General features: G+C 68.8%; 17 protein-coding genes. 9 read left to right on the top strand and 8 right to left on the bottom strand.

Annotation, left to right across the window (positions count from 1 at the left end; translation table 11 throughout):
- Positions 1 to 22: 22 nt before the first annotated feature.
- Entirely contained in the window at positions 23 to 2,449 is a 2,427-nt protein-coding gene (locus tag VH112_00640) for a CoA transferase (GenBank protein HEX4538725.1), read from the top strand.
- A gap of 246 nt (positions 2,450 to 2,695) precedes the next feature.
- Here the strand turns inward: VH112_00640 and VH112_00635 are convergent, their stop codons facing one another.
- Positions 2,696 to 4,144 (bottom strand): alkaline phosphatase family protein, encoded by a 1,449-nt coding sequence (locus tag VH112_00635; GenBank protein HEX4538724.1) that lies wholly within the window; start codon positions 4,142 to 4,144, stop codon positions 2,696 to 2,698.
- A gap of 216 nt (positions 4,145 to 4,360) precedes the next feature.
- On the opposite strand from VH112_00635, the gene VH112_00630 reads away from it, so the two are divergent.
- Entirely contained in the window at positions 4,361 to 4,825 is a 465-nt protein-coding gene (locus tag VH112_00630) for a MarR family winged helix-turn-helix transcriptional regulator (protein HEX4538723.1), read from the top strand.
- Here the strand turns inward: VH112_00630 and VH112_00625 are convergent.
- Positions 4,789 to 5,400: a TetR/AcrR family transcriptional regulator gene (locus tag VH112_00625; protein HEX4538722.1), complete on the bottom strand. Its 612-nt coding sequence runs from the start codon at positions 5,398 to 5,400 to the stop codon at positions 4,789 to 4,791. The genes VH112_00630 and VH112_00625 overlap by 37 nt on opposite strands.
- Before the next feature lie 209 nt (positions 5,401 to 5,609).
- Here VH112_00625 and VH112_00620 point away from each other — a divergent pair, with 209 nt between their 5' ends.
- Both VH112_00620 and VH112_00615 read left to right on the top strand, forming a co-directional pair.
- Entirely contained in the window at positions 5,610 to 6,134 is a 525-nt protein-coding gene (locus VH112_00620; GenBank protein ID HEX4538721.1) for a universal stress protein, read from the top strand.
- 72 nt (positions 6,135 to 6,206) lie between these two features.
- Positions 6,207 to 8,336, top strand: coding sequence for an MDR family MFS transporter (locus tag VH112_00615; GenBank protein HEX4538720.1), 2,130 nt, complete (start codon positions 6,207 to 6,209; stop codon positions 8,334 to 8,336).
- Positions 8,337 to 8,397: 61 nt separating this feature from the next.
- Here the strand turns inward: VH112_00615 and VH112_00610 are convergent, their stop codons facing one another.
- The 4 genes from VH112_00610 to VH112_00595 form a co-directional block, all read right to left on the bottom strand.
- Positions 8,398 to 9,264 carry an LLM class flavin-dependent oxidoreductase gene (locus tag VH112_00610; protein HEX4538719.1) on the bottom strand — a complete coding sequence of 289 codons (867 nt, stop codon included), beginning with the start codon at positions 9,262 to 9,264 and terminating at the stop codon, positions 8,398 to 8,400.
- An 85-nt stretch (positions 9,265 to 9,349) separates the two neighbouring features.
- Positions 9,350 to 10,321 (bottom strand): NADPH:quinone oxidoreductase family protein, encoded by a 972-nt coding sequence (locus tag VH112_00605; GenBank protein ID HEX4538718.1) that lies wholly within the window; start codon positions 10,319 to 10,321, stop codon positions 9,350 to 9,352.
- A gap of 65 nt (positions 10,322 to 10,386) precedes the next feature.
- A complete protein-coding gene (locus tag VH112_00600; protein HEX4538717.1) occupies positions 10,387 to 11,253 on the bottom strand; it encodes an SDR family NAD(P)-dependent oxidoreductase in 867 nt (288 codons plus the stop codon).
- A gap of 93 nt (positions 11,254 to 11,346) precedes the next feature.
- Complete coding sequence (locus VH112_00595; protein HEX4538716.1) at positions 11,347 to 12,201, bottom strand: TIGR03619 family F420-dependent LLM class oxidoreductase; 855 nt, start codon at positions 12,199 to 12,201, stop codon at positions 11,347 to 11,349.
- Between the two features lie 115 nt (positions 12,202 to 12,316).
- On the opposite strand from VH112_00595, the gene VH112_00590 reads away from it, so the two are divergent.
- The 5 genes from VH112_00590 (at position 12,317) to VH112_00570 (ending at position 17,167) form a co-directional block, all read left to right on the top strand.
- Positions 12,317 to 13,225: an LLM class F420-dependent oxidoreductase gene (locus tag VH112_00590; protein ID HEX4538715.1), complete on the top strand. Its 909-nt coding sequence runs from the start codon at positions 12,317 to 12,319 to the stop codon at positions 13,223 to 13,225.
- 75 nt (positions 13,226 to 13,300) lie between these two features.
- A complete protein-coding gene (locus tag VH112_00585) occupies positions 13,301 to 13,711 on the top strand; it encodes an OB-fold domain-containing protein (protein ID HEX4538714.1) in 411 nt (136 codons plus the stop codon).
- The gene (locus VH112_00580; protein HEX4538713.1) at positions 13,701 to 14,909 is read left to right on the top strand and encodes a thiolase family protein; all 1,209 of its coding nucleotides are present in this window, start codon (positions 13,701 to 13,703) and stop codon (positions 14,907 to 14,909) included. Before VH112_00585 ends, VH112_00580 begins: the two co-directional genes overlap by 11 nt.
- A gap of 102 nt (positions 14,910 to 15,011) precedes the next feature.
- On the top strand, positions 15,012 to 16,511 hold the full coding sequence (locus tag VH112_00575; protein HEX4538712.1) for an MFS transporter: 1,500 nt from the start codon (positions 15,012 to 15,014) through the stop codon (positions 16,509 to 16,511).
- Positions 16,508 to 17,167 carry a helix-turn-helix domain-containing protein gene (locus VH112_00570; GenBank protein HEX4538711.1) on the top strand — a complete coding sequence of 220 codons (660 nt, stop codon included), beginning with the start codon at positions 16,508 to 16,510 and terminating at the stop codon, positions 17,165 to 17,167. The genes VH112_00575 and VH112_00570 overlap by 4 nt, the downstream gene beginning before the upstream one ends.
- Before the next feature lie 78 nt (positions 17,168 to 17,245).
- On the opposite strand, the gene VH112_00565 is transcribed toward VH112_00570, so the two are convergent.
- The gene (locus tag VH112_00565; protein HEX4538710.1) at positions 17,246 to 17,668 is read right to left on the bottom strand and encodes an OsmC family protein; all 423 of its coding nucleotides are present in this window, start codon (positions 17,666 to 17,668) and stop codon (positions 17,246 to 17,248) included.
- Positions 17,665 to 18,717, bottom strand: a complete 1,053-nt coding sequence (locus tag VH112_00560; protein ID HEX4538709.1) for a hypothetical protein — start codon at positions 18,715 to 18,717, stop codon at positions 17,665 to 17,667. The genes VH112_00565 and VH112_00560 overlap by 4 nt, the downstream gene beginning before the upstream one ends.
- Positions 18,718 to 18,792: the final 75 nt, after the last annotated feature.

The raw sequence follows: 18,792 nt of genomic DNA, 5'->3' as shown, positions 1-18,792 counted from the left end.
CGAGAGTAAGTGAGGCGAACCCGTGAGCGGCGTATTCGACGGTGTGCGTGTGCTCGATCTCTCCTGGGGGATCGCCGGGCCGATGACGACAATGATGCTGGCGGACAACGGCGCCCAGGTGACGCGCATCGAGCCGCCCGCTGGAGACCCCTTCGCGTCCCAGGCGGGTTACCGGGTGTGGCACCGTGGTAAGCGAAGCGCCCGCCTCGACCTTGCCTCCACTGATGGCCGCGGCGCCTTCATGGCCCTCGCCTCCAAGGCCGACCTCGTCGTCGAGAGCTTCTCGCCGGGAACGGCGGCGCGACTTGGAGTCGATCGGCCAACCCTGGCGCGCGATAACCGGCGGTTGATCACCTGCTCGATCACGGGGTACGGCCGGGAGACCGAGCACAGCGACCGCCCGGGATATGACGCGCTCGTGGCCGCTCGCGTAGGGCTGCTCTATGACCAACGAGGCCGCCGGGGCACCCCAATGGAGTACATCCGGGGCTCGTCCGGACCCTATCCGGAGTTCGACGGCCCCGAAGGTCTTGTGCGTGGCGCAGGTCGGGCGGGTCCCATCTTTCCGCGGACGCCGTGGCCGAGCATCGGGGCGATGTACTTCGCGACTCTCGGGGTAGTGGCGGCGCTTCGAGCTCGCGAGGTGACCGGCGAGGGCCAGGCGGTCGAGACATCGCTGCTGCAGGGAGCGCTGGCGGCGGTGTGCCTCAACTGGCAGCGAGTGGAGCGCCCGGATGCCCCCTCGTACTGGATGTGGCCGTCGGACTCCCGGTCCATCGACGGCCTGTACGAGTGCGCAGACGGTCGATGGGTCCACCACTGGTCGCTGCGCCCGAGCTGGGTGCTGGGGTCGGTTGAGGGCGAGGACCTGAAGCCGATGGCGCTGGAGACCGCTTACCGCGACGACCCTGACCGTCTGTCGATGGACGGGGAAGGGCTCCTCACCGGCATCTTCCTTCACCCCCAGCTCGCCGAGGCCTTCAAGAAGCATTCATCGGCGTCATGGGTGCGGGCAGGATCTGAGGCCCAGCTGGGCGTGGGGATGGTGCGGTCGCCGGCTGAGGCACTGGCCGACGACGCCTTCCGAGCTGACGGTTGCGTGGTCGAGATCGAGGATCCCGAGGTCGGGCGGATTCGCCACGTCGGCAACGTGCTCGAGTTCAGCGCAACGCCTGGCCCGGTGACGCGGCCAGCGCCCCGGTCAGGCGAGCACACGGCTGCGGTCCTCGCCGAGGCGGCCGCAGCTTCTCCAGGCTCCTCGCAACGGTGGCCGAGCGGCCGTTCGCTGGGGCACGCCCTGGAGGGAGTGCGCGTGCTCGACCTGGGGCTTGGGGTCGCTGGTCCGTTCGCCGGCAGGGTTCTCGCCGACCTGGGCGCAGATGTCATCAAGGTCGACGCGCTGCACGACGGCTTCTGGGCCGGTACGCACATGGGTCTCGGTTCCAACCGGGGCAAGCGGAGCATCGCCGTGAACCTGAAGGACGAGCGCGGCGGGGGTGTGCTCGACACGCTGCTCGAACGCGCCGATGTGCTCCTGACGAACTGGCGCCCGGGCGCCGCGGCCCGCCTCGGGCTGGACTACGAGACGCTTCGGGGCCGGTTTCCCGCGCTCGTCTACTGCAACACGCGGGGCTACGAGAAGGGCCCGAGGTCGGACCTTCCTGGCACCGATCAGACCGCGTCGGCGCTCACTGGCGTCGAGTGGGAAGACGGGGCCTGCGATGCCGGGAACCCACCACTGTGGCCGCGGTCGAACATGGGCGACACGGGCAACGCCATGCTGGCGGCGATCGCCATCTCGGCTGCGCTGTTCCACCGCGAGAAGACAGGGGAAGGTCAAGCGGTCAGCACGTCGATCGTCAACGCCGGACTGCTGCACACGTCGTACGCGTGGATCGACCAGGACGGGGCGCCCGCCGAATGGCGGCACGTCGATGGTCAGCAGTACGGCCTGTCGCCCTTCTACCGGCTGTACCGATGCGCCGACGACGGCTGGGTCTTCCTGGCGGCCCTGCGTCCGGAGGACCGCACAGAGCTGGCGTCGGCAATTGGAGCCCCTGAGTCCGGCCTCGAGGATCCGGAGTCGTGCGTCGCCCTTCTCGAGAGCCGCCTTCGCGAGCGGCCGGCGAAGGAGTGGTTCGCCGGCCTGGACGAGGCAGGCGTACCTGTTGAGCTCGTCGACGAGACATTCTGTCGCAGGCTCTTCGACGATCCCAAGCTACGCGCCGGTGGCCTGGTGGCCGAGACCTGGGCGGCCAACGTGGGCCGATTCGAAGATCCCGGTCTGCTGGTCAATCTGTCGAGCACATCCGGCGTCGTCCAGCGCGGCCCGTGCATGTGCGGCGAGCATTCCCGGGAGGTCCTGTCGGACCACGGCTACAGCGAGGACGAGGTGGATGCCCTGATCGCAGACGGCGTCATCCTCGACGCCGCGGTCGAGACGACGTGACCACCCTGTGGGCGGACCTGGCGAGCTCCGCCTCCGCCGAGGCGAGGACATCGCTGCTCATGAGCCCGGCGATCATGGACTGTAAGGGTGTTCACCGACCAAAGGGGTCGACAGGCCTCACCGGGAGGCGCACACTGAAGGAGGACGCCTCGGGTGCGGGCCGGCCTGGCCCCCTGGCGCTCCGGCGCTGGCTTCGTTCCACGAGCGAAGCCGGCCGCGTCCCCACCGAGGGTGACCGCGCTCTGGTCAACCGTCGCCGTTTGTGGTGCTCGGGGCGGCGCGACGTCGTCCCCCCGCTGGCGTCCCGGTCAGGGTGGTTTGGGGATGGACGGCCAGCACTTGGGGGGACCGCGGCTGCTGGCTGAAGTCGAAGTCGGCACTGAGGTTCCCGAGGACGTTGACGTTCTCGCGGACATCGGGGCGGGGATCGGGGCGTCCGTCGGTGCGCGGATCGAGGCGCTGTCCGTGGAGGAAGTCGTCCTCGATGAACTTGTCGTAGGCGTCGAAGGACAGCGTCTGATGGTCGACGAAGCCCTTGCGAGCGTAGGGGCTGATCACGATTCCCGGCACACGCAGCCCATAGCCGTTCTGGTCGACGTTCGGCGGTACGACCTGGTCGTAGAACCCGCCCCAGTCGTCCCAGGCCAGGAAGATCGCCGTGGAGCTCCAGTCGGGACCGCGCATGACGGCATTCACGAGACTGGTCACGTAGCTCTGGCCCGCCGACACGGCGGCGGGCGGGTGCTCGCTCACCGCCCCCGATGGCGCCACCCACGACACCGCCGGGAGGCTTCCTTTGCTGGCCGCGCCGTAGAAATTGTCGACCGATTGGATGTTGCCGAGCTGGCCGTCGGCCTTGACTGTGTCGAAGTACGGCAGCGGGTTCCAGATGCCAGGTGTCACCGCGTTCTGACGGACGGGAGCGCAGCTGAGGGCGGCATCGTTCTCACAGTCGGGCTCGGTGCCCGCTACGACGTAGTAGCCCCAGCTCACGTTGTCCTTGTGCAAGAGGTAGGTGAGGTCGGTCCACGCGTAGATGGGCGAGGGGGCGTCGGTCGGCCGTAGGTTGCCGGCCGCCGGCGGGCGGATGCCGGGCGTCTGCACTTGGTTGACGCAGCTGGCCGGGTTGTCGTGCTGAGTGCAGGCGGCGGACCACTCCGACACTTGGAACAGGTGCTCGGGCAGGCTCCAGGAGGCGTTGGGCTCGAACATGTGGTCCTGGAGCACGAAGCTGTTGGCGTAGGCCCAGTAGTTGGGGATGTCGCCGGCGGTGTGGTAGCCCATCACGTCGGGCTGTGAGCTGTTGGTGCAGGCCGGGTCGGTGACATCGAGACAGCCTCGTCGCCCACCTTCGGCCTGTGCGACAAAGCCATCCATCTTTCCGCCGTTGACGTCGGCGCTGGCGTTGGACTGGCTGTGGGGGCCGCCGCCATTGACATCGGCGTGATCGGGAAAGGGCTTGACGCACTGGTTGCTCTGAGGGTCGGGCACGCACACCGTGGGAACGCCGTTGGCCATGGGTATGCCTTCGGCTCCGGGGTAGGTGCCGAAGTAGGTGTCGAACGAGCGGTTCTCCTGCATGACCACCACGACGTGGCGGATCTTGCCGATCCCACTGGCTGCGACTCCCGAAGGGCTCGAGCCACTTGAGCTGCAGGCGGCCAGGGCCGCCGCCGCAAGCATGGTTGCCAGCACGACGCCCGCCGACCTGGGCCGGATGACTCTATGACGCGCGATGGGCCGCCGGCAGGCTGATCGAGCACACGATTCTCGCACCACCGAAGTATTGAAGATCCCCTGGTAGAATGTCAACCCTGGTTGTCGATATCGGAGCTCGGTACCATGAGCCGGAGCGGCGCACGTTCAGAAGCAGGAAAGGGAGAGAAGGCAGCCCAGCCGAAGCCCCGACCGATGGGCGTCGGTGCTGCCCTGCGCCAAGCGTGGGTTGGCTACCGGCGTCGATTGGACGAGGAGTTGGCTGCTGCTGGCTTTGGCGATCACGGCTTTCCCGACGGACGAGTGCTGCGCATCTGCTCGACGTCCGCCGACGCCACGATCTCGCAGATTGGTCGCGAGCTCGGGATCACGCGGCAGGGTGCGAGCAAGATCGTCGCCAGCCTTCGTGGTCGCCGGTATGTGAGGCTCATCAACTCGCCGACGGACGCGAGAGAGAAGATCGTGAGGCTCACGCCGCGGGCCACCGAGTACCTCGCCGCGCATCGGACGGCGGCTCGAGGCATCGAGCGTCAATTGCGCGCCGAGGTTGGAGCGGAGGCGTTCGACGGTCTGTACCTGCTTCTCGATGCCCTTGGGGGCGATGAGCAACCCCGCCTGAGCGATTATCTGCGCCGTCGAGGCCCGTCGATTCCCTTGTAGGCGCGTGGCGGTGCGACGTGGCTCACCGTGGAGCGCTCGTCCTGGCCCACTTGTCTGCCCGGCTCCAACGCGCCCTGGACGAGGTCGACCAACCGCTCGGCCCAGTCCTCGAGGATCGGCCCTCCAGCCAGGTGCTGAGTGATGTACGCGCCGTTGAGCAGGTTGACCGCGATCTCGACATCGGCATCCGCTCGCACCTCTCCCCGCTCGATCCCACGCTCGATGATGATGCCGTACGAGCGCGCTCGGGGACGCACGAGCTGGCTCCGGAGGCGTTCGAGGAGCTCGGGATGCTCGACCTCTTCCGCGAGAACGGTCCCCAGGATGCCAAGCCCCATTCGCTCGATCACCTCCTGCATCTCGCGTAGCAGGGCGACGAGGTCTCCTCTGGTGCTGCCCGTGTCGGGAGCATGATCCCCCAGCGGCAGGCTGGCCAGCGCGGCCAGTGCCAGGTCGAACTTGGAGGGGAACCGGAGGTAGATCGTGGGCTTGCTCACCCCGGCGGCCTCCGCCACGGCCGGGATCGACATGCCCCGATAACCCCGCTCGGCCATGACGGCCAGCGCGGCCGACAAGATGGACTCCTCCCGTCCGGGCGCCCGCGGTCGACCCTGGGCGCGGCGGGGTGGAGCCGAACGAGGCATCTCCCGACCACGGTCCTCGATCTCGCCCGGTTGAGCCGGCAGGAGCTCGGGGGGTTTTTCTTTACCAGTCATACTGGTAAAGTTACTAGGAGAAGAGCCCGGCCGGGGCCATCCGGCGGGCCGGTGAAAGGAGCATGGTCATGAGACGATCGATAGTGGTCGGCGTCGACGGCACTGCCGACAGCATCACCGCTCTTCGGCGGGCTGCCGAGCTTGCCCGCACGTCCAACCTGCTGCTCGTCGTGGTGCACGTTCGCCACACGTCCACGTGGGCCGGCCTGTCCCCGCTGTCTGCTGGCTACGCCACCCAGACCCTGGACGAGATCGAGGCGGAGGCCCGCCAAGCGACGCTCGGGGCGCTCGAGCAGCAGGCCGTCGACTGGGAGTTCGTCGTGCGCGCCGGCGAGCCGGCCCGCGAGCTGATCGCAGTGGCCGAGGAGCGCTCGGCTCTGTACATCGTGGTCGGTGGCCGGCCTCACAGCGCGCCAGCCAGCGTCCTCCTCGGATCGGTGGCCACCGCGGTGGTTCACCACTTCCAGGGCTCGGTCCTCGTCGTCCGCTCCAAGGACGACTCGGAGTGGATCGCGTCAGAGCACGCCCGAGACCGCTGGCGGCTTGAGCAGGCCGTCGACACCATCTACGGGGAGACCCTTTCGACGAACTGAGCACCGAGCTCGGGCTCCGACCGTCGCCGTGGCCCTGGTCCGGTCGAGCGGGGATCTCTAGGCTCGTTGACCGTGTCGGTCGAGACAGCCAGGCCGGGGGACAGCCCCGAGCTGCAACTCAGCGGGCGCCGTCTCTGGCTGATCATCGGCGCCCTGCTCATCGGCCTGCTGCTGGCCGCTCTGGACCAGACGATCGTGGCCACGGCTCTGCCGACCATCGCCGGCGATCTGCACGGGCTGTCCCACCTCTCCTTCGTGGTGACGGCGTATCTGCTGGCTTCCACCGTGTCGACTCCCATCTGGGGCAAGCTCGGCGACCTCTATGGCCGCAAGGTCTTCTTCCAGGCCGCCATTGTCATCTTCCTGGCCGGCTCCATCCTGGCCGGCCTGGCCCAGACCCTGGACGAGCTGATCGGCTTTCGGGCCATCCAGGGCCTGGGGGCAGGCGGCCTCATCGTCGGCGCCCAGGCCACCATCGGCGACGTCGTCTCGCCTCGGGAGCGCGGGCGCTACCAGGGGCTCTTCGGAGCGGTCTTCGGCGTGTCGAGCGTGATCGGCCCGCTGCTGGGGGGCTTCTTCGTCGACAACCTGTCCTACCACTGGATCTTCTACATCAACGTGCCCATCGGGATCGTGGCCCTGGTCGTGACGGCCATCGCCCTGCCTGCCGCCGCCCAACGGGTCCACCACGTCATCGACTACGCCGGCGCCGCCCTCCTGGCCCTCGGCGCCACCGCGCTGGTGCTCCTCACCAGCCTGGGCGGCACCAGCTTCGCATGGGGCTCGGCCCCCATCGTCATCCTGGGCGTCGCCGGGTTGGTCCTGCTGGTGGCCTTCTCGCGCGTCGAGCGACGAGCGAGCGAACCGATCATCCCGCTGCCGCTGTTCCGCAACCGGACGTTCCTCGTCACCGGCGCCCTCGGCTTCGCCGTGGGCTTTGCCATGTTCGGGGCCATCACCTACCTGCCCCTCTACCAGCAGGTGGTGAAGGGGGTGAGCCCCACCCTCTCGGGGGTCCACCTGTTGCCGCTCGTGGGCGGGCTCCTGATCACCTCCATCGGCAGCGGCCAGGCCATCAGCCGCTGGGGCCGCTACAAGGTGTTCCCTATCGTGGGCACGGCGCTGATGGCGCTTGGTCTCTTCTTGCTGTCCCGGTTGACCCCGACCACCGGGACGCTCGAAGCCAGCCTGGCCATGCTGGTCCTCGGCCTGGGCATCGGCTCGGTCATCCAGGTGCTGGTGATCGCCATCCAGAACGCCGTGGACTACCGCGACCTGGGGACGGCCACCTCGGGCGTCACCTTCTTTCGCTCCATCGGAGGGTCCTTCGGGGTGGCAGTGTTCGGCGCCATCTTCGCCAACGTGCTGGTCGGCAACCTGAACCGCTCCCTTGGCGGTGTACCGCTGCCGCCGGGGGTGTCAGGGACCGGAGGGGTGAGCCCGGCCGGGCTGGCCCAGCTGCCTCCCGCCGTGCGTCACGGCTTCATCGATGCCTACGCCTCCTCGCTGCAGACGGTGTTCCTGGTCGCCGTGCCTGTCGCCGTGGTGGCGTTCCTGATCACCTGGCTGCTGCCCGAGCTCACCCTCCGCACCACGACGCGGGCTCCCGACCCCGCCGACACCCTGGCGCCCACTGCCATCCCTCACACCCGTGGCTCGAGCGACGAGCTCGCCCGGGCCCTGAGCGTGCTCACGGCGAGGGAGAACCGGGCCCAGATCTACAGCACGCTGGCCGAACGGGCGAACGTGGATCTGGAACCGGCCGCCGTCTGGCTGCTGTTCCGCATGGGACGCCACGGGGGTTTGAGCCTGGCCGAGCTGGCTGACCACCTGCAGGTGCCGGGACCCGCGGTCAGCCGACAGGCAGGGTCCCTGGCCGGAGCGGGCTTGATCCGGCTTGACGGGGACCGGCCGGGTTCGGGCACTGGTCCCCCCGCAGCCTCGGGCGCCGCCTCGCCGACGCAAGGGCACCAAGAGCGGTACGCACTCACCGCCGAGGGCGACGCTGCTCTTGGCCGCCTGGTGACCGCACGTCACGACGGCCTGGAGCGCCTGCTGGCGGGCTGGTCCCCCGAACAGCACGCCGAGGTGGGGCGGATGGTGGCGCGACTGGCGGCCGATCTCCTAGCGGACGAGGGCTCCCGTCACGTCCTGGACGAGGACCGCAGCGACCTCGCAGGCGGACGCCCAGGACGGACGTGAGGGCCGCCGCGGAGCCGCCGCGGCGCCTTCCCGTCCGCCGGCGATGCGACCGTCCCCGCCGTCACGGTTGGTAACCCTTCACGGCGTCGGCGAACCGGTCGACTTGGTCGAGGCTGCGGGCCAGTGGCCAGAGGCACACCTCGGCCACTCCTGCCTGCTTCAGGCTGTCGAGCGTCCCCCGTACCTCGTCGGAGGAACGCAGGATCCCGTCCCGTACCATCTGCACCATGGCGTCACCGGCGGAGCCGTAGTAGCTGCCAGCGTTGCGGTCGGCTTCTTCCGCGACGTCGTCTCCGATCGCCACGTAACGAGCGGCATACAGCGGCGGTGCTTCGCGTTTGGCTTCGGCGGCACTGGCTTTGACGACCTCGTAGGCGCCCGCCACCGCCTCGGGCGGCATGGGGCCCGCCACGAAGGCGTCGGCCAGCCGGCCCGCCCGTCGAAAGGAAGACTCCGAGTACCCGCCCAACACGATGGGCAGACGTGTCGGCTTGGGTCCAACGGGCAGTAGCGCGCCCTCGGGTGGTGTCCCCGCCCACACCGACCGGCACGTAGCGATGCACTCCTCGAGCTTCTGGCCCTTGTGTCTTGGCTGCTCACCGAGCGCGAGCCAGTCGTCGTCACGCCCGCCAATGCCCAGCCCGAGTCGGAAGCGGCCGTTCGAGATGGATTGGAGTGTGGCGGCCTGCTTGGCCAGGAGGACCGCCTGACGAGGTGGGGCCACCAGGACGGTGGGCATGAGGGCGATCCGATCAGTCACGCCGGCTGATCCTGCCAGCGCGATCAGTTCCTCGTGGGATCCGTAGGCGATCCGGCCGATCGTGCTGAGCGACGAGAAGCCACGCTGCTCCGATCGCTGAGCCCACGCGAGGAGCTCGGGACCTTCCACGTCCAACAGCGAGTTGGGGAGACCGATTCCGACGTCCATGTCCAGCTCCTAGGGGTGGGAGGCGAAACGCAACGAGCGTAGCCCTGCGCGGCGCGCATTCGATACTGCAGACAGCTTCCCCCCGTCAGGGTTCGACGACCACCTTCCCGATGGCTCGCCGGCTGCCGAGATGGGCGAGGGCGTCGCCCACTCGCTCCAGAGGGAACACCGCTGACACGAGCGGGCGTAGCTGGCCGGATCCGACGAGCTCGAGCAGCTCGCGCCGATCGCGGGCGAGCTCGGCGGGTGCGTGCTCGCCGAAGGTCCGGAGGTCGAAGCCGCGCACGATGGCGCCCTTGAGGAGCACGAGGTTGAGGGGAACCGAGGGGATCGTGCCGGAGGCGAACCCGACCACCACGAAGCGGCCGCCCCATCGCGTCGATCGGAGCGCTTGCTCGGAGTACGGGCCACCGACGGGATCGATCACCACGTCGGCACCACCACCGGTGAGCTCCCGCATTCGCATCTTGAGGTCCTCGGTCGCGTAGTCGACCGTTGCCTCGGCCCCGCGCTCCCGGCACGCACGAAGCTTGTCGACGCTGGACGCGGCAGCCAGCACGCGCCCGCCGAGCGCCCGGGCGACGTCGATGGCCGCCATGCCCACGCCGCCCGCCGCGCCGAGCACCGTGACCCAGTCGCCCGGCGCGACCTGGGCGACGCTTCTCAGGGCGTGGTAGGCCGTGCTGTACGTCACCCAGAAGGCCGCCGCCTCACGGAACTGCACTCCCTTCGGGAGCCGCAGGAGACCCGCCGCGGGAGCCGCCACCAGCTCTGCGAATGCACCGATGAAGGTCGCCCCCAGCACGCGGTCCCCAGGTCGGATCTCGGTGACGTCGTCGGCGACGTCGCGGACGGTGCCTGCGAACTCGCTGCCGGGAATGAACGGGGGGTTCACATGGACCTGGTACTCGTTCCTGATGAGGAGCACATCAGGGAAGTTGACCGCGGCGGCACGGACCTCGATGACCACCTCGCCTGCCGCCGGGGTGGGGTCGTCCACCAGCTCGACCCCGACGGACTCAGGCGGGCCGTACGACCGGACGAGGGCAGCGCGCATCGAGGACTACGCGAACTCAGCTGTCTCGGCCGGCTCCGCGGCCGGCATCGACAAGGCTGGTGAAGTCACTCATAGGGCTCGCGGAAGGTGCTCTCGCCCACCTCGGCCAGGCCGTCGTAGAGCTCTGTGGGTGGCGGTGGGCCGTCCCAGCCTCGCTCGGCGCGAGACTTCATGATCGACTCCCGATGACGCAGCGCGTACATGCTCTCCCTGCGACCCGAGTAGGTGGCCGGCTGACGAACCATCCACAGGATGCCTTCGGCGGCCACCTCGGACGGCTCCCAGCTCGACCTGTCCACCCCAGGTGTGTTGGCGACGAATCCCTCAGAGGCCACAGGGATGTCGATTCGAAAGCAGTTCACGGCGATGTGGTGGGGTTGCAACTGTGCGGCAGCATCAACGGTCAGGCGCTCGAGACCGATCTTGGCGATACCGTAGGACATGAGGCCGGGGTGTGGGTGCAGTGCCGCAGCCGACGAGATGTTGACGATTGCTCCACCCCCTTGCCGGATCATGTGACCTTTCACCTCGCGCATGGCGACCAGAGGGGCGCGAAGGTTGACCTCCATGATGAGGTCGTGCCGCTTGAGCGGGATATCGAGGTCGCCGACGAAGGTGATGGCGGCATTGTTCACCAGCACATCGACCCGGCCCAGGCGATCGACGGTCTCGGCGACCATCCCCACCACCTGGTTCTCGTCGGCGAGGTTGGTAGGAACGGCGAGCGCCGTGCCTCCTGCATCCTCTATCCGGCTCACGACGTCGTCGATGGTCCCAGGCGTTCGTTGCGGCTGCTCGGTGGTCGCTCGGGCCGCGCACGCAACGGTGCAGCCAGCATTGGCAAGGGCCAGCGCCGTCGCAGCGCCGACCCCCCGGCTCGCCCCGGTGACCAGAGCAACCTTGTGCCGGAGGTCCGGGTCTCGAGCTCCCATGTATCGTCATCCTCCCGGACACGGACTACTCAACCAGTAGCTTCGCATTGTTGTCGGATCGGTGGCCAACGACGCCGCGTCGGTGCGTGCTCGCTACCTCAGCACGTCGATGTAGGCGGCATAGCGGTCGATGAACGGGTAGGTCGTCTTCGGGTCGTCCCAGTGCTGGCGGCCGGCGCCGAGCACGACGCGCTCGATGCCCAGATCGCGGTACGCCCTGAGGGTGTCGATCGTGGGATCTCCCCATGTAACCATGGAGATCGGGATGTCACCCCGGCCGGCCTCCTCGGCCTTCGCCCGGAACCGGGTGAGCCGCTCGGCCACGTCGCCGAGGGCGACGTCCATGGGCAGCCAGGCATCGGCCCACTCGATGGTGTGCTGGGCGCCAAGGGGGCCGCCCATGCCACAGAGCAGGGGAGGGTGGGGTGTCGTCATGGGCTTGGGGTGCGACCACACCGGGTCGAAGTCGTAGAACTGGCCGTGGAACTCCGACTCGTGATCCGACCAGAGCACCCGCAGGGCGACGACGCACTCGGCGAGTGCCCGGTACCGCTTTGCCCACGGGATCGGGCGATGGTTGGTCAGTTCCTCCTCGTTCCATCCGACGCCGACGCCGAACAGGAACCGTCCGCCCGAGATCCGATCGATGGTGGCGACCGACTTGGCCAGGCCCAGCAAGTCGTGCTCGAGCGGGAGAGCCACGCCCGTTCCGACGAGCAGCCGCTCGGTGGCGGCGGCCGCCGCCGTAAGGGTGACGAACGGATCCATCATCCGCAGGTACTGCGGTGGCAGCTCGCCGCCGGCGGGGTACGGAGTGCGGCGGGAGACGGGGATGTGGGAGTGCTCGCCCACCCACAGGGATCCGTAGCCCCGCTCCTCGAGCGCCCGGGCAAGCTCGGCGGGCGCTCCGTCCTCGGGCGTGTTCATGGACGTAAAACCGAGCTCCACCCTGGGCTGCCTCACTCTGCCTGCCTGGTGTCCGACAGGACAGTATCGTCGAGCGCCGTTGGCGACGAGGACCGAGAGGAAGTCGTCGCAGTGGACATCGAAGACCAGGGGGCCGATGCAGTTCATCTATTCGTATCCTGAGCTCCGAGGCCTCGACGGCGATCTGCTCGACGCCGGGCCCGTCGGCGAGGTGGCGAGGTCCGCCGAGGCCGCCGGTTGGGAGGGGCTGGCGTTCACTGAGCACCCCGCTCCGGGCGCTCGCTGGCTCGCGTCGGGAGGCCACCAGACCCTCGACCCTTTTGTCGCCCTTGCGAGCGCAGCATCGGTCACCACCCGGCTGCGGCTGCTCACCTACCTCGCCGTGGGCCCGTACCGGAACCCCTCGCTGCTGGCGAAGACGGCGGCGAGCGTGGACAAGGTGTCCAATGGTCGCCTCATCCTCGGGATGGGCACCGGCTATCAGAAGTCGGAGTTCTTCGCCCTCGGTGTCGACTTCGAAGAGCGCAACGTCCTCCTCGACGAGGTGCTCGACGTCCTGCCGATGCATTGGAGCGGCGAGCCGTTCAGTTATCGCGGGGCACACTTCGAGGCCAGGGACGTGGTCGCCCGGCCCCGTCCGGTGCAGGACCCGATCCCCATCTGGCTCGGTGGCAACGCCCGGCGAACCCTCCGGCGCATCGCCGGGCGATGCCAGGGCTGGATGCCGCTCGTCGGTCCTGCCCAGGTATCGGCCACGGCCCGGACGCCCCACCTCGAGACGGCTGCCGACATCGCCGCCAAGGTCGCCGAGCTCCGAGACCTCGCTGGTGAGCGAGGCGAGGTCCTCCAGGTGGCCCCGTCCTACGCGGACGGCACCATCGCCGATCCCACCAAGGACGTCGAGCGCCACCGTGACGCTTTCGGCGTCCTGGAGGCGGCGGGCGCCACCTGGATCATCGTCCCAGGCGCATCCCCTTCCGCCGCCGAGACCCGCGACTTTCTGCAGGCCTTCGGCTCGACGTACGTCGGGGCCAAGAGCCGGTGAACTTGGAAGGACGTGTCTCGCCTTGTTAGGGTCGTGTGACACGTGCCACCGCGGCGCGGCCTTGAGGGAGAAGGTGTGGGCAGACAGATCCCGTTGGTCGAGTACCTGGTATTGGGCGAGGAGCCGCACCTGGAGGCGAACGAGTGCTCGTCGTGTGGGGCACGGTACTTCGACCGGCGCAACGCTTGCGCGTCATGCGGGGGGACCGGATTCCACAAGGCTCCGATCGACAGCGAGGGCGTGCTGCGCGCCTTCACGATCGTGTCGATGGCAGCGCCCGGCATCCCGGTCCCGTTCGTCGCATCGGTCATCGACTGCGGTGGGACGAGCGTGCGCGCCAACGTCATCAACACCACGCCGGATCCCGAGCACGTGAAGCTTGGCATGAAGGTCCGTCTGGCCACCTACGTGGTCGGTGCGGACGATGACGGCACCGAGGCGGTCGGCTTCGGTTTCGAGCCGCTGGAGGAGCCTGATGGCGCGTGACGATGTGTGGATCCTCGGGATCCACATGACGAAGTTCGGCAAGCATCCCAATCTCGACACCGTGGACCTGGCAGCGGAGGCGGCGCTCGCCGCGCTGGCCGACGGTGGCGTTTCGATGAAGGACATGGGGGTGCTCGCGGCCGGCAACCTCATGGGTGCCGCCAACGGCATCGGCCAGCAGCTGCAGAAGCAGATCGGCCAGACAGGCATCCCCGTCTACAACGTGGCCAACGCGTGCGCGACGGGTGCCACGGCCCTGCGGACTGCCGTCATGGCCATCAAGGCCGGGGAGTGCGAGCTGGGGCTCGCCGTCGGCGTCGAGAAGCTTGCCGGCGCGGGTCTGCTCGGGGGCGGCGGCAGGCCCAAGAGCGACCGGAACGTGTACGAGCCCCACGGGCGCTACGGCTCGGTCGCCACGATCGACGGCCGTGTCGGCACCGAGACGATGCCGGGCGTCTTCGCTCAAGTGGGGATGGAGTACGGACACAAGCACGGTGGAGCAACCTTCGAGCTGTTCGCGCGGATCAGCGAGAAGAACCACTCGCACTCGACGCTCAACCCACTCGCCGCCTACAGCAAGAAGATGACGCTCGACCAGATCATGGGCGACGTGATGATCGCCTATCCCAATACGAGGCCGATGTGCTCGGCCAACTGCGACGGCGCCGCTGCGGCGGTGGTGGTCAGCGGAGAGAAGCTCAAGACACTGGATCCGACGCAACGACGGCGGGCGGTGAAGGTGTCGGCCTCGGTGCTGACCACCGACCCATGGGAGGAGGCGTGCCAGGTCCTCCCCGACGTGAACACCCTCACCCGCCAGGCGGCCAGCCAGGCCTACGAGCAGTCGGGTGTCTCACCTGAGGACCTCGACCTGGTCGAGCTGCACGATTGCTTCGCGACCGCGGAGCTCGTGCACTACGACAACCTTGGCCTGTGTGCCGAGGGCGAAGCGGTGCCGTTCTTCGAGTCCGGCGCCACTTGGCGGGACGGCCGGACGCCGGTCAACGTCTCCGGCGGCCTCGAGTCGAAGGGCCATCCCATTGCTGCCACCGGCATCGCCAACATCTGGGAGGTGTGTCACCACCTCCGCGAGGAGGCGGGTGATCGTCAGATCGAGGGCGCGACAGTCGGCTTGGCCCACGTCATCGGTCTCGGCTCGGCCTGCGGCGTTCACGTCCTCGAGCGCGCCGCCGCGTAGGGCCGGCCCGGGAGGCCGGCCCGCCCCCCGCCGCGGACCCTCACCGGTCCCGTAGCCAAGTTAACCGGAACCTGATTCCGCTTCGCTGCTAGTCTCCCGAGGATGGCTCCGGTCGCGCTCGACGCCGACGGGACGGCGACCGGAGACCGGCCGCGCCAGCACTACCGGGTCACGTTCGGTGTGCTCGCCATCGGCACGCTGGCCTATGTCCTGATGCAGTCGATGGTGTTGCCGGCCCTCGCCACCATTCAGCACGATCTCCACACGAGCGAATCGGCCGTCGCCTGGCTTCTCAGCGCCTTCCTGGTCAGCTCGTCGGTGGCCACCCCGATCCTCGGCCGCCTCGGGGACATGTTCGGCAAAGAGAAGATGCTCGTCCTTGTATTTGCCGTCCTGGCTGCGGGCACGATCCTGGGAGGCTTCGCGGGGTCGCTCTGGCTGCTCATCGTGGCCCGGGTGATCCAGGGGGTTGCCGGTGCGGTGTTCCCGCTGGCCTTCGGGATCATCCGCGACGAGTTCCCGACTGAGAAGGTGGCGGGGGGCATCGGGCTCATCTCCGCGCTGCTTGGCATCGGAGCCGGCGTGGGCATCATCGTGGGCGGGCCCGTGGTCCAGCACCTCTCCTACCACTGGCTGTTCTGGTTCCCGCTGGTCCTCGTGGTCGCCGCCTTGGTCGCCACCATCCGCTTCATACCCGAGTCCCCCGTGAAGACCCCCGGGAAGGTGGACGTGCGGGGTGCCGTGCTCATGTCGGCCTGGCTGGTAGCGGTGCTCGTAGGTGTCACCGAGGGACCGGTATGGGGTTGGGGGTCGGCGGGCGTGATCGGGTTGTTCGGGGCCACGGTCGTCTTCTTCGCCATCTGGGTGCGCGTCGAGCTCACGGCCCGCCAGCCACTGGTGGACATGCGCGTGATGCGCATTCCAACCGTGTGGTGGACGAACGTGGCGGCCCTGCTCTTCGGCATCGGCATGTACGCGTCCATCGTCGTGCTGCCGCCCTTCGTCGAGACCCCGACCCGGGCCGGCTACGGCTTCGGGGCGTCTGCGACGATGGCCGGGCTGTTCCTGGTGCCCAGCGCCTTGGGCACACTCGTCGCCGGGCTCTACAACGGGCGCATCACCGCCGCCATCGGGGCCAAGGGGGCGCTCGTGGTCAGCGGCGTCGCCTCTGCCGTTCCGTTCGGCGTGCTCGCCGTGGCGCACAGCGCGCCCTGGGAGGTCTACTCGGCCAGTGCTCTCTCTGGGCTCGGGCTCGGACTGGGCTTCGCCGCCCTGACGAACCTCGTCGTCGACGCCGTGCCCGCTACCGTCACCGGCGTCGCCACCGGCATGAACGCCAACGTCCGGACCATCGGTGGAGCGGTTGGAAGCCAGATCGTGGCCAGCATCCTGACTGCTGGCGTTCTCGCCAGCGGCTACCCGACGGAGCGGAGCTACGGGCTCGCCTTCGGCTTCATGGCCGCCGCGTTCCTCCTCGCCACGGTGGCGGCCATCGTGGTCCCTGTGTCACGGCAGGGACTCGTTGATCCCGAGGTGGGCGGCGACCCGGCCCATCGCAGACCGGCCGGAGCGAGCGCCGCAGGGGCGAGGGAGGTCCGATGACGGTTCATCAGGGGGACGAGCCGAGCCACGCGCCGAGCCACGAGCTGCGGCAGGACGCGGCTCGCAACCTCGAGCGCGTCCTCACCGCGGCGCGAGAGGTCTTCGACGAGTGCGGGACGGCCTTCTCCATCGAGGAGGTCGCCAGGCGTGCCGGGGTCGGGGTCGGCACCATCTACCGCCGTTTTCCCAACAAGTGTGATCTCCTCGATGCCGCCGTGTTTCCGCTGCATCAACAGACGTTGGAGATTGCACGGAGATCGCTCGAGTCGCCGGGCGGCGATGGGTTGGAGTGCTTCGTCCGACAGGCGACAGCGTTTCATGCTGCTCATGGGCTTCCGTCGCGCCTGCTGTGGGGCGCGCCTGGCATCGCCGCAGTTCGCCACGAGATCGCTGGGGCGATGGAAGTCCTGATCCAGCGGGCCAAGGACTTCGGCGCCCTGCGTGAGGATGTCGTCTACCAGGACCTCGTGGTCCTGTTTTGGACGATCACAGACCTCGTGGAGGCCACTCGCCGCACCGCCCCCCGAATCTGGGAGCGCCACCTGGACCTCGTGCTCGATGGGCTTCGCCCTGGGCCGATCCGGCCGCTCCCAGCCGCCGTTCCGGCCGTCAAATGGGACCGTGTGCTGGCAGAGCGTCACGAACGGATCCGCTGATGAGTGGCCGTGGCGGCGCGGATGCCGCTCGAAGCCCGGGTCACCAACCCACGGTGCCGTGCGGCATGGTTTCACCCCTCAGCTCCCTCGCCGCATCGTCGTGGTGATGGGTGTGCCAGCCCGGATGGCGCGCGTCACCGGTGTCCGGTCGGCGATCGATGCAAGCGCGTCGAGCTGCTCTCCCGGCATGTCAGCGGGAACCGTGATCGATCGCGCGATCGTGCCGTGCCGGTTGTCGTCGACCTCGTACCGCGCATCGACGTCGATGGTGCTCAGCTCCCAGTCGTGACGTTCGGCGTACATGCGAAGGGTCGTGGCCGTGCACGCGGCCAGGGCGCTGGTCAGAAGACCGAACGGCGACGGCCCGAAGTCGTCCCCGCCGGTGTCAGGCGGCTCGTCAGCGACGAGCTGGTGGTTGCCGACACGGATGTCCACCCGGTAGGCGGGCACGTTCGAGCCGGTGGAGGCGACTGCCTGGGCGATGTGACGGACGGTGGTCACAGACCAGGCCCGCCAGCTGCCGGGACAGGAAGATCGTCCGGCCTGAGCGCCCAGCTCGGCATCTCTGGCGGCTCAGGCAGGCGACCGACGGCCGTGGCCGGCAGGCCGTCGATATCGGAGCCCGGCGGCAGCTGCGAGCGCTGCTTGACGACGGCTCCGGCGCGCACGATGCAACCGGCCCCGAGCCCGCTGCCGTCGCAGACGATCGCGCCCGGCTCGACGACAGATCCGGCGCCGATGTGACAGCCGTGGATCATGGCGCCCGGGCCGACGATGACTCTGTCGTCGATGATGAGCTCGTTGTCCGGCAGCAGGTGCAAGACCGTGTTCTCGAGGATCTGGACATCGTCGCCGATGCGAACCGGGCCGTGGGAATCGCCGATGATCTTGACGCCGGCGCCGATGATGCTGCGTTCGCCGACAACGACGTCGCCGGTGATCTCGGCGGTGGCGAACAGCGTCGCCGAGGCGGCGATGGTCGGTAGGGTGCCTCGGTAGGCGTACAGCTGGCCCATGGCGAGGGTCTCCTGTCTGTTCTCGATGGTGATGGCGGTGTGCTCCGGCACGGAGAGGTCGCCGCCGCGCAGACCGGCGAGGCGACGGAGGTCGTCTGGGCTCGCGGATCGCACGACTCGCGCTGGCCGTCCGACGGCCACGACCTCGCTCGGCAGGGTCATCCCCGGCGGCACGACTGTTCCCTCGCCGAGGAAGACCCGGTCGCCGAGCCGGGCGCCGGGCATCAGCGTCGAGGCGTTCCCGATCTCGCAGAGGTCGCCCACGGCTGCTCCGATCACCATGCAGCGGTGGCCGAACGTGGTTCGGCGCCCGATGGTGGTCGGGATTGCCGTGGTGCCGACCACCACGCCGTTCTCGATCACGGCCGATCCGGCGCCGATCTCGACCGCCCCGTCCTCCGATCGGATGACCGCACCCTCGGCCAGCAGCGACCCCTCACCCAGGCGGGCCGATCCCAGCACCACTGCGGAGCCGGCGATCTGGAACGGACCAGCCTCCTGGTCGGCGACAGCGCTGCCCGGTCCGGCGCTCATGAGGTGGGCAACGATCGACCGTGGGAAACCATGACGCTCGACATCGCCGTCACCTCCCGGTGGAGTGGATGGACG

It is taken from the genome of Acidimicrobiales bacterium, from assembly GCA_036270875.1.
Classification (GTDB): domain Bacteria; phylum Actinomycetota; class Acidimicrobiia; order Acidimicrobiales; family AC-9; genus AC-9.
The sequence above is the reverse complement of the archived record's forward strand: the minus strand, read 5'-3'. Positions and strand labels throughout refer to the sequence as shown.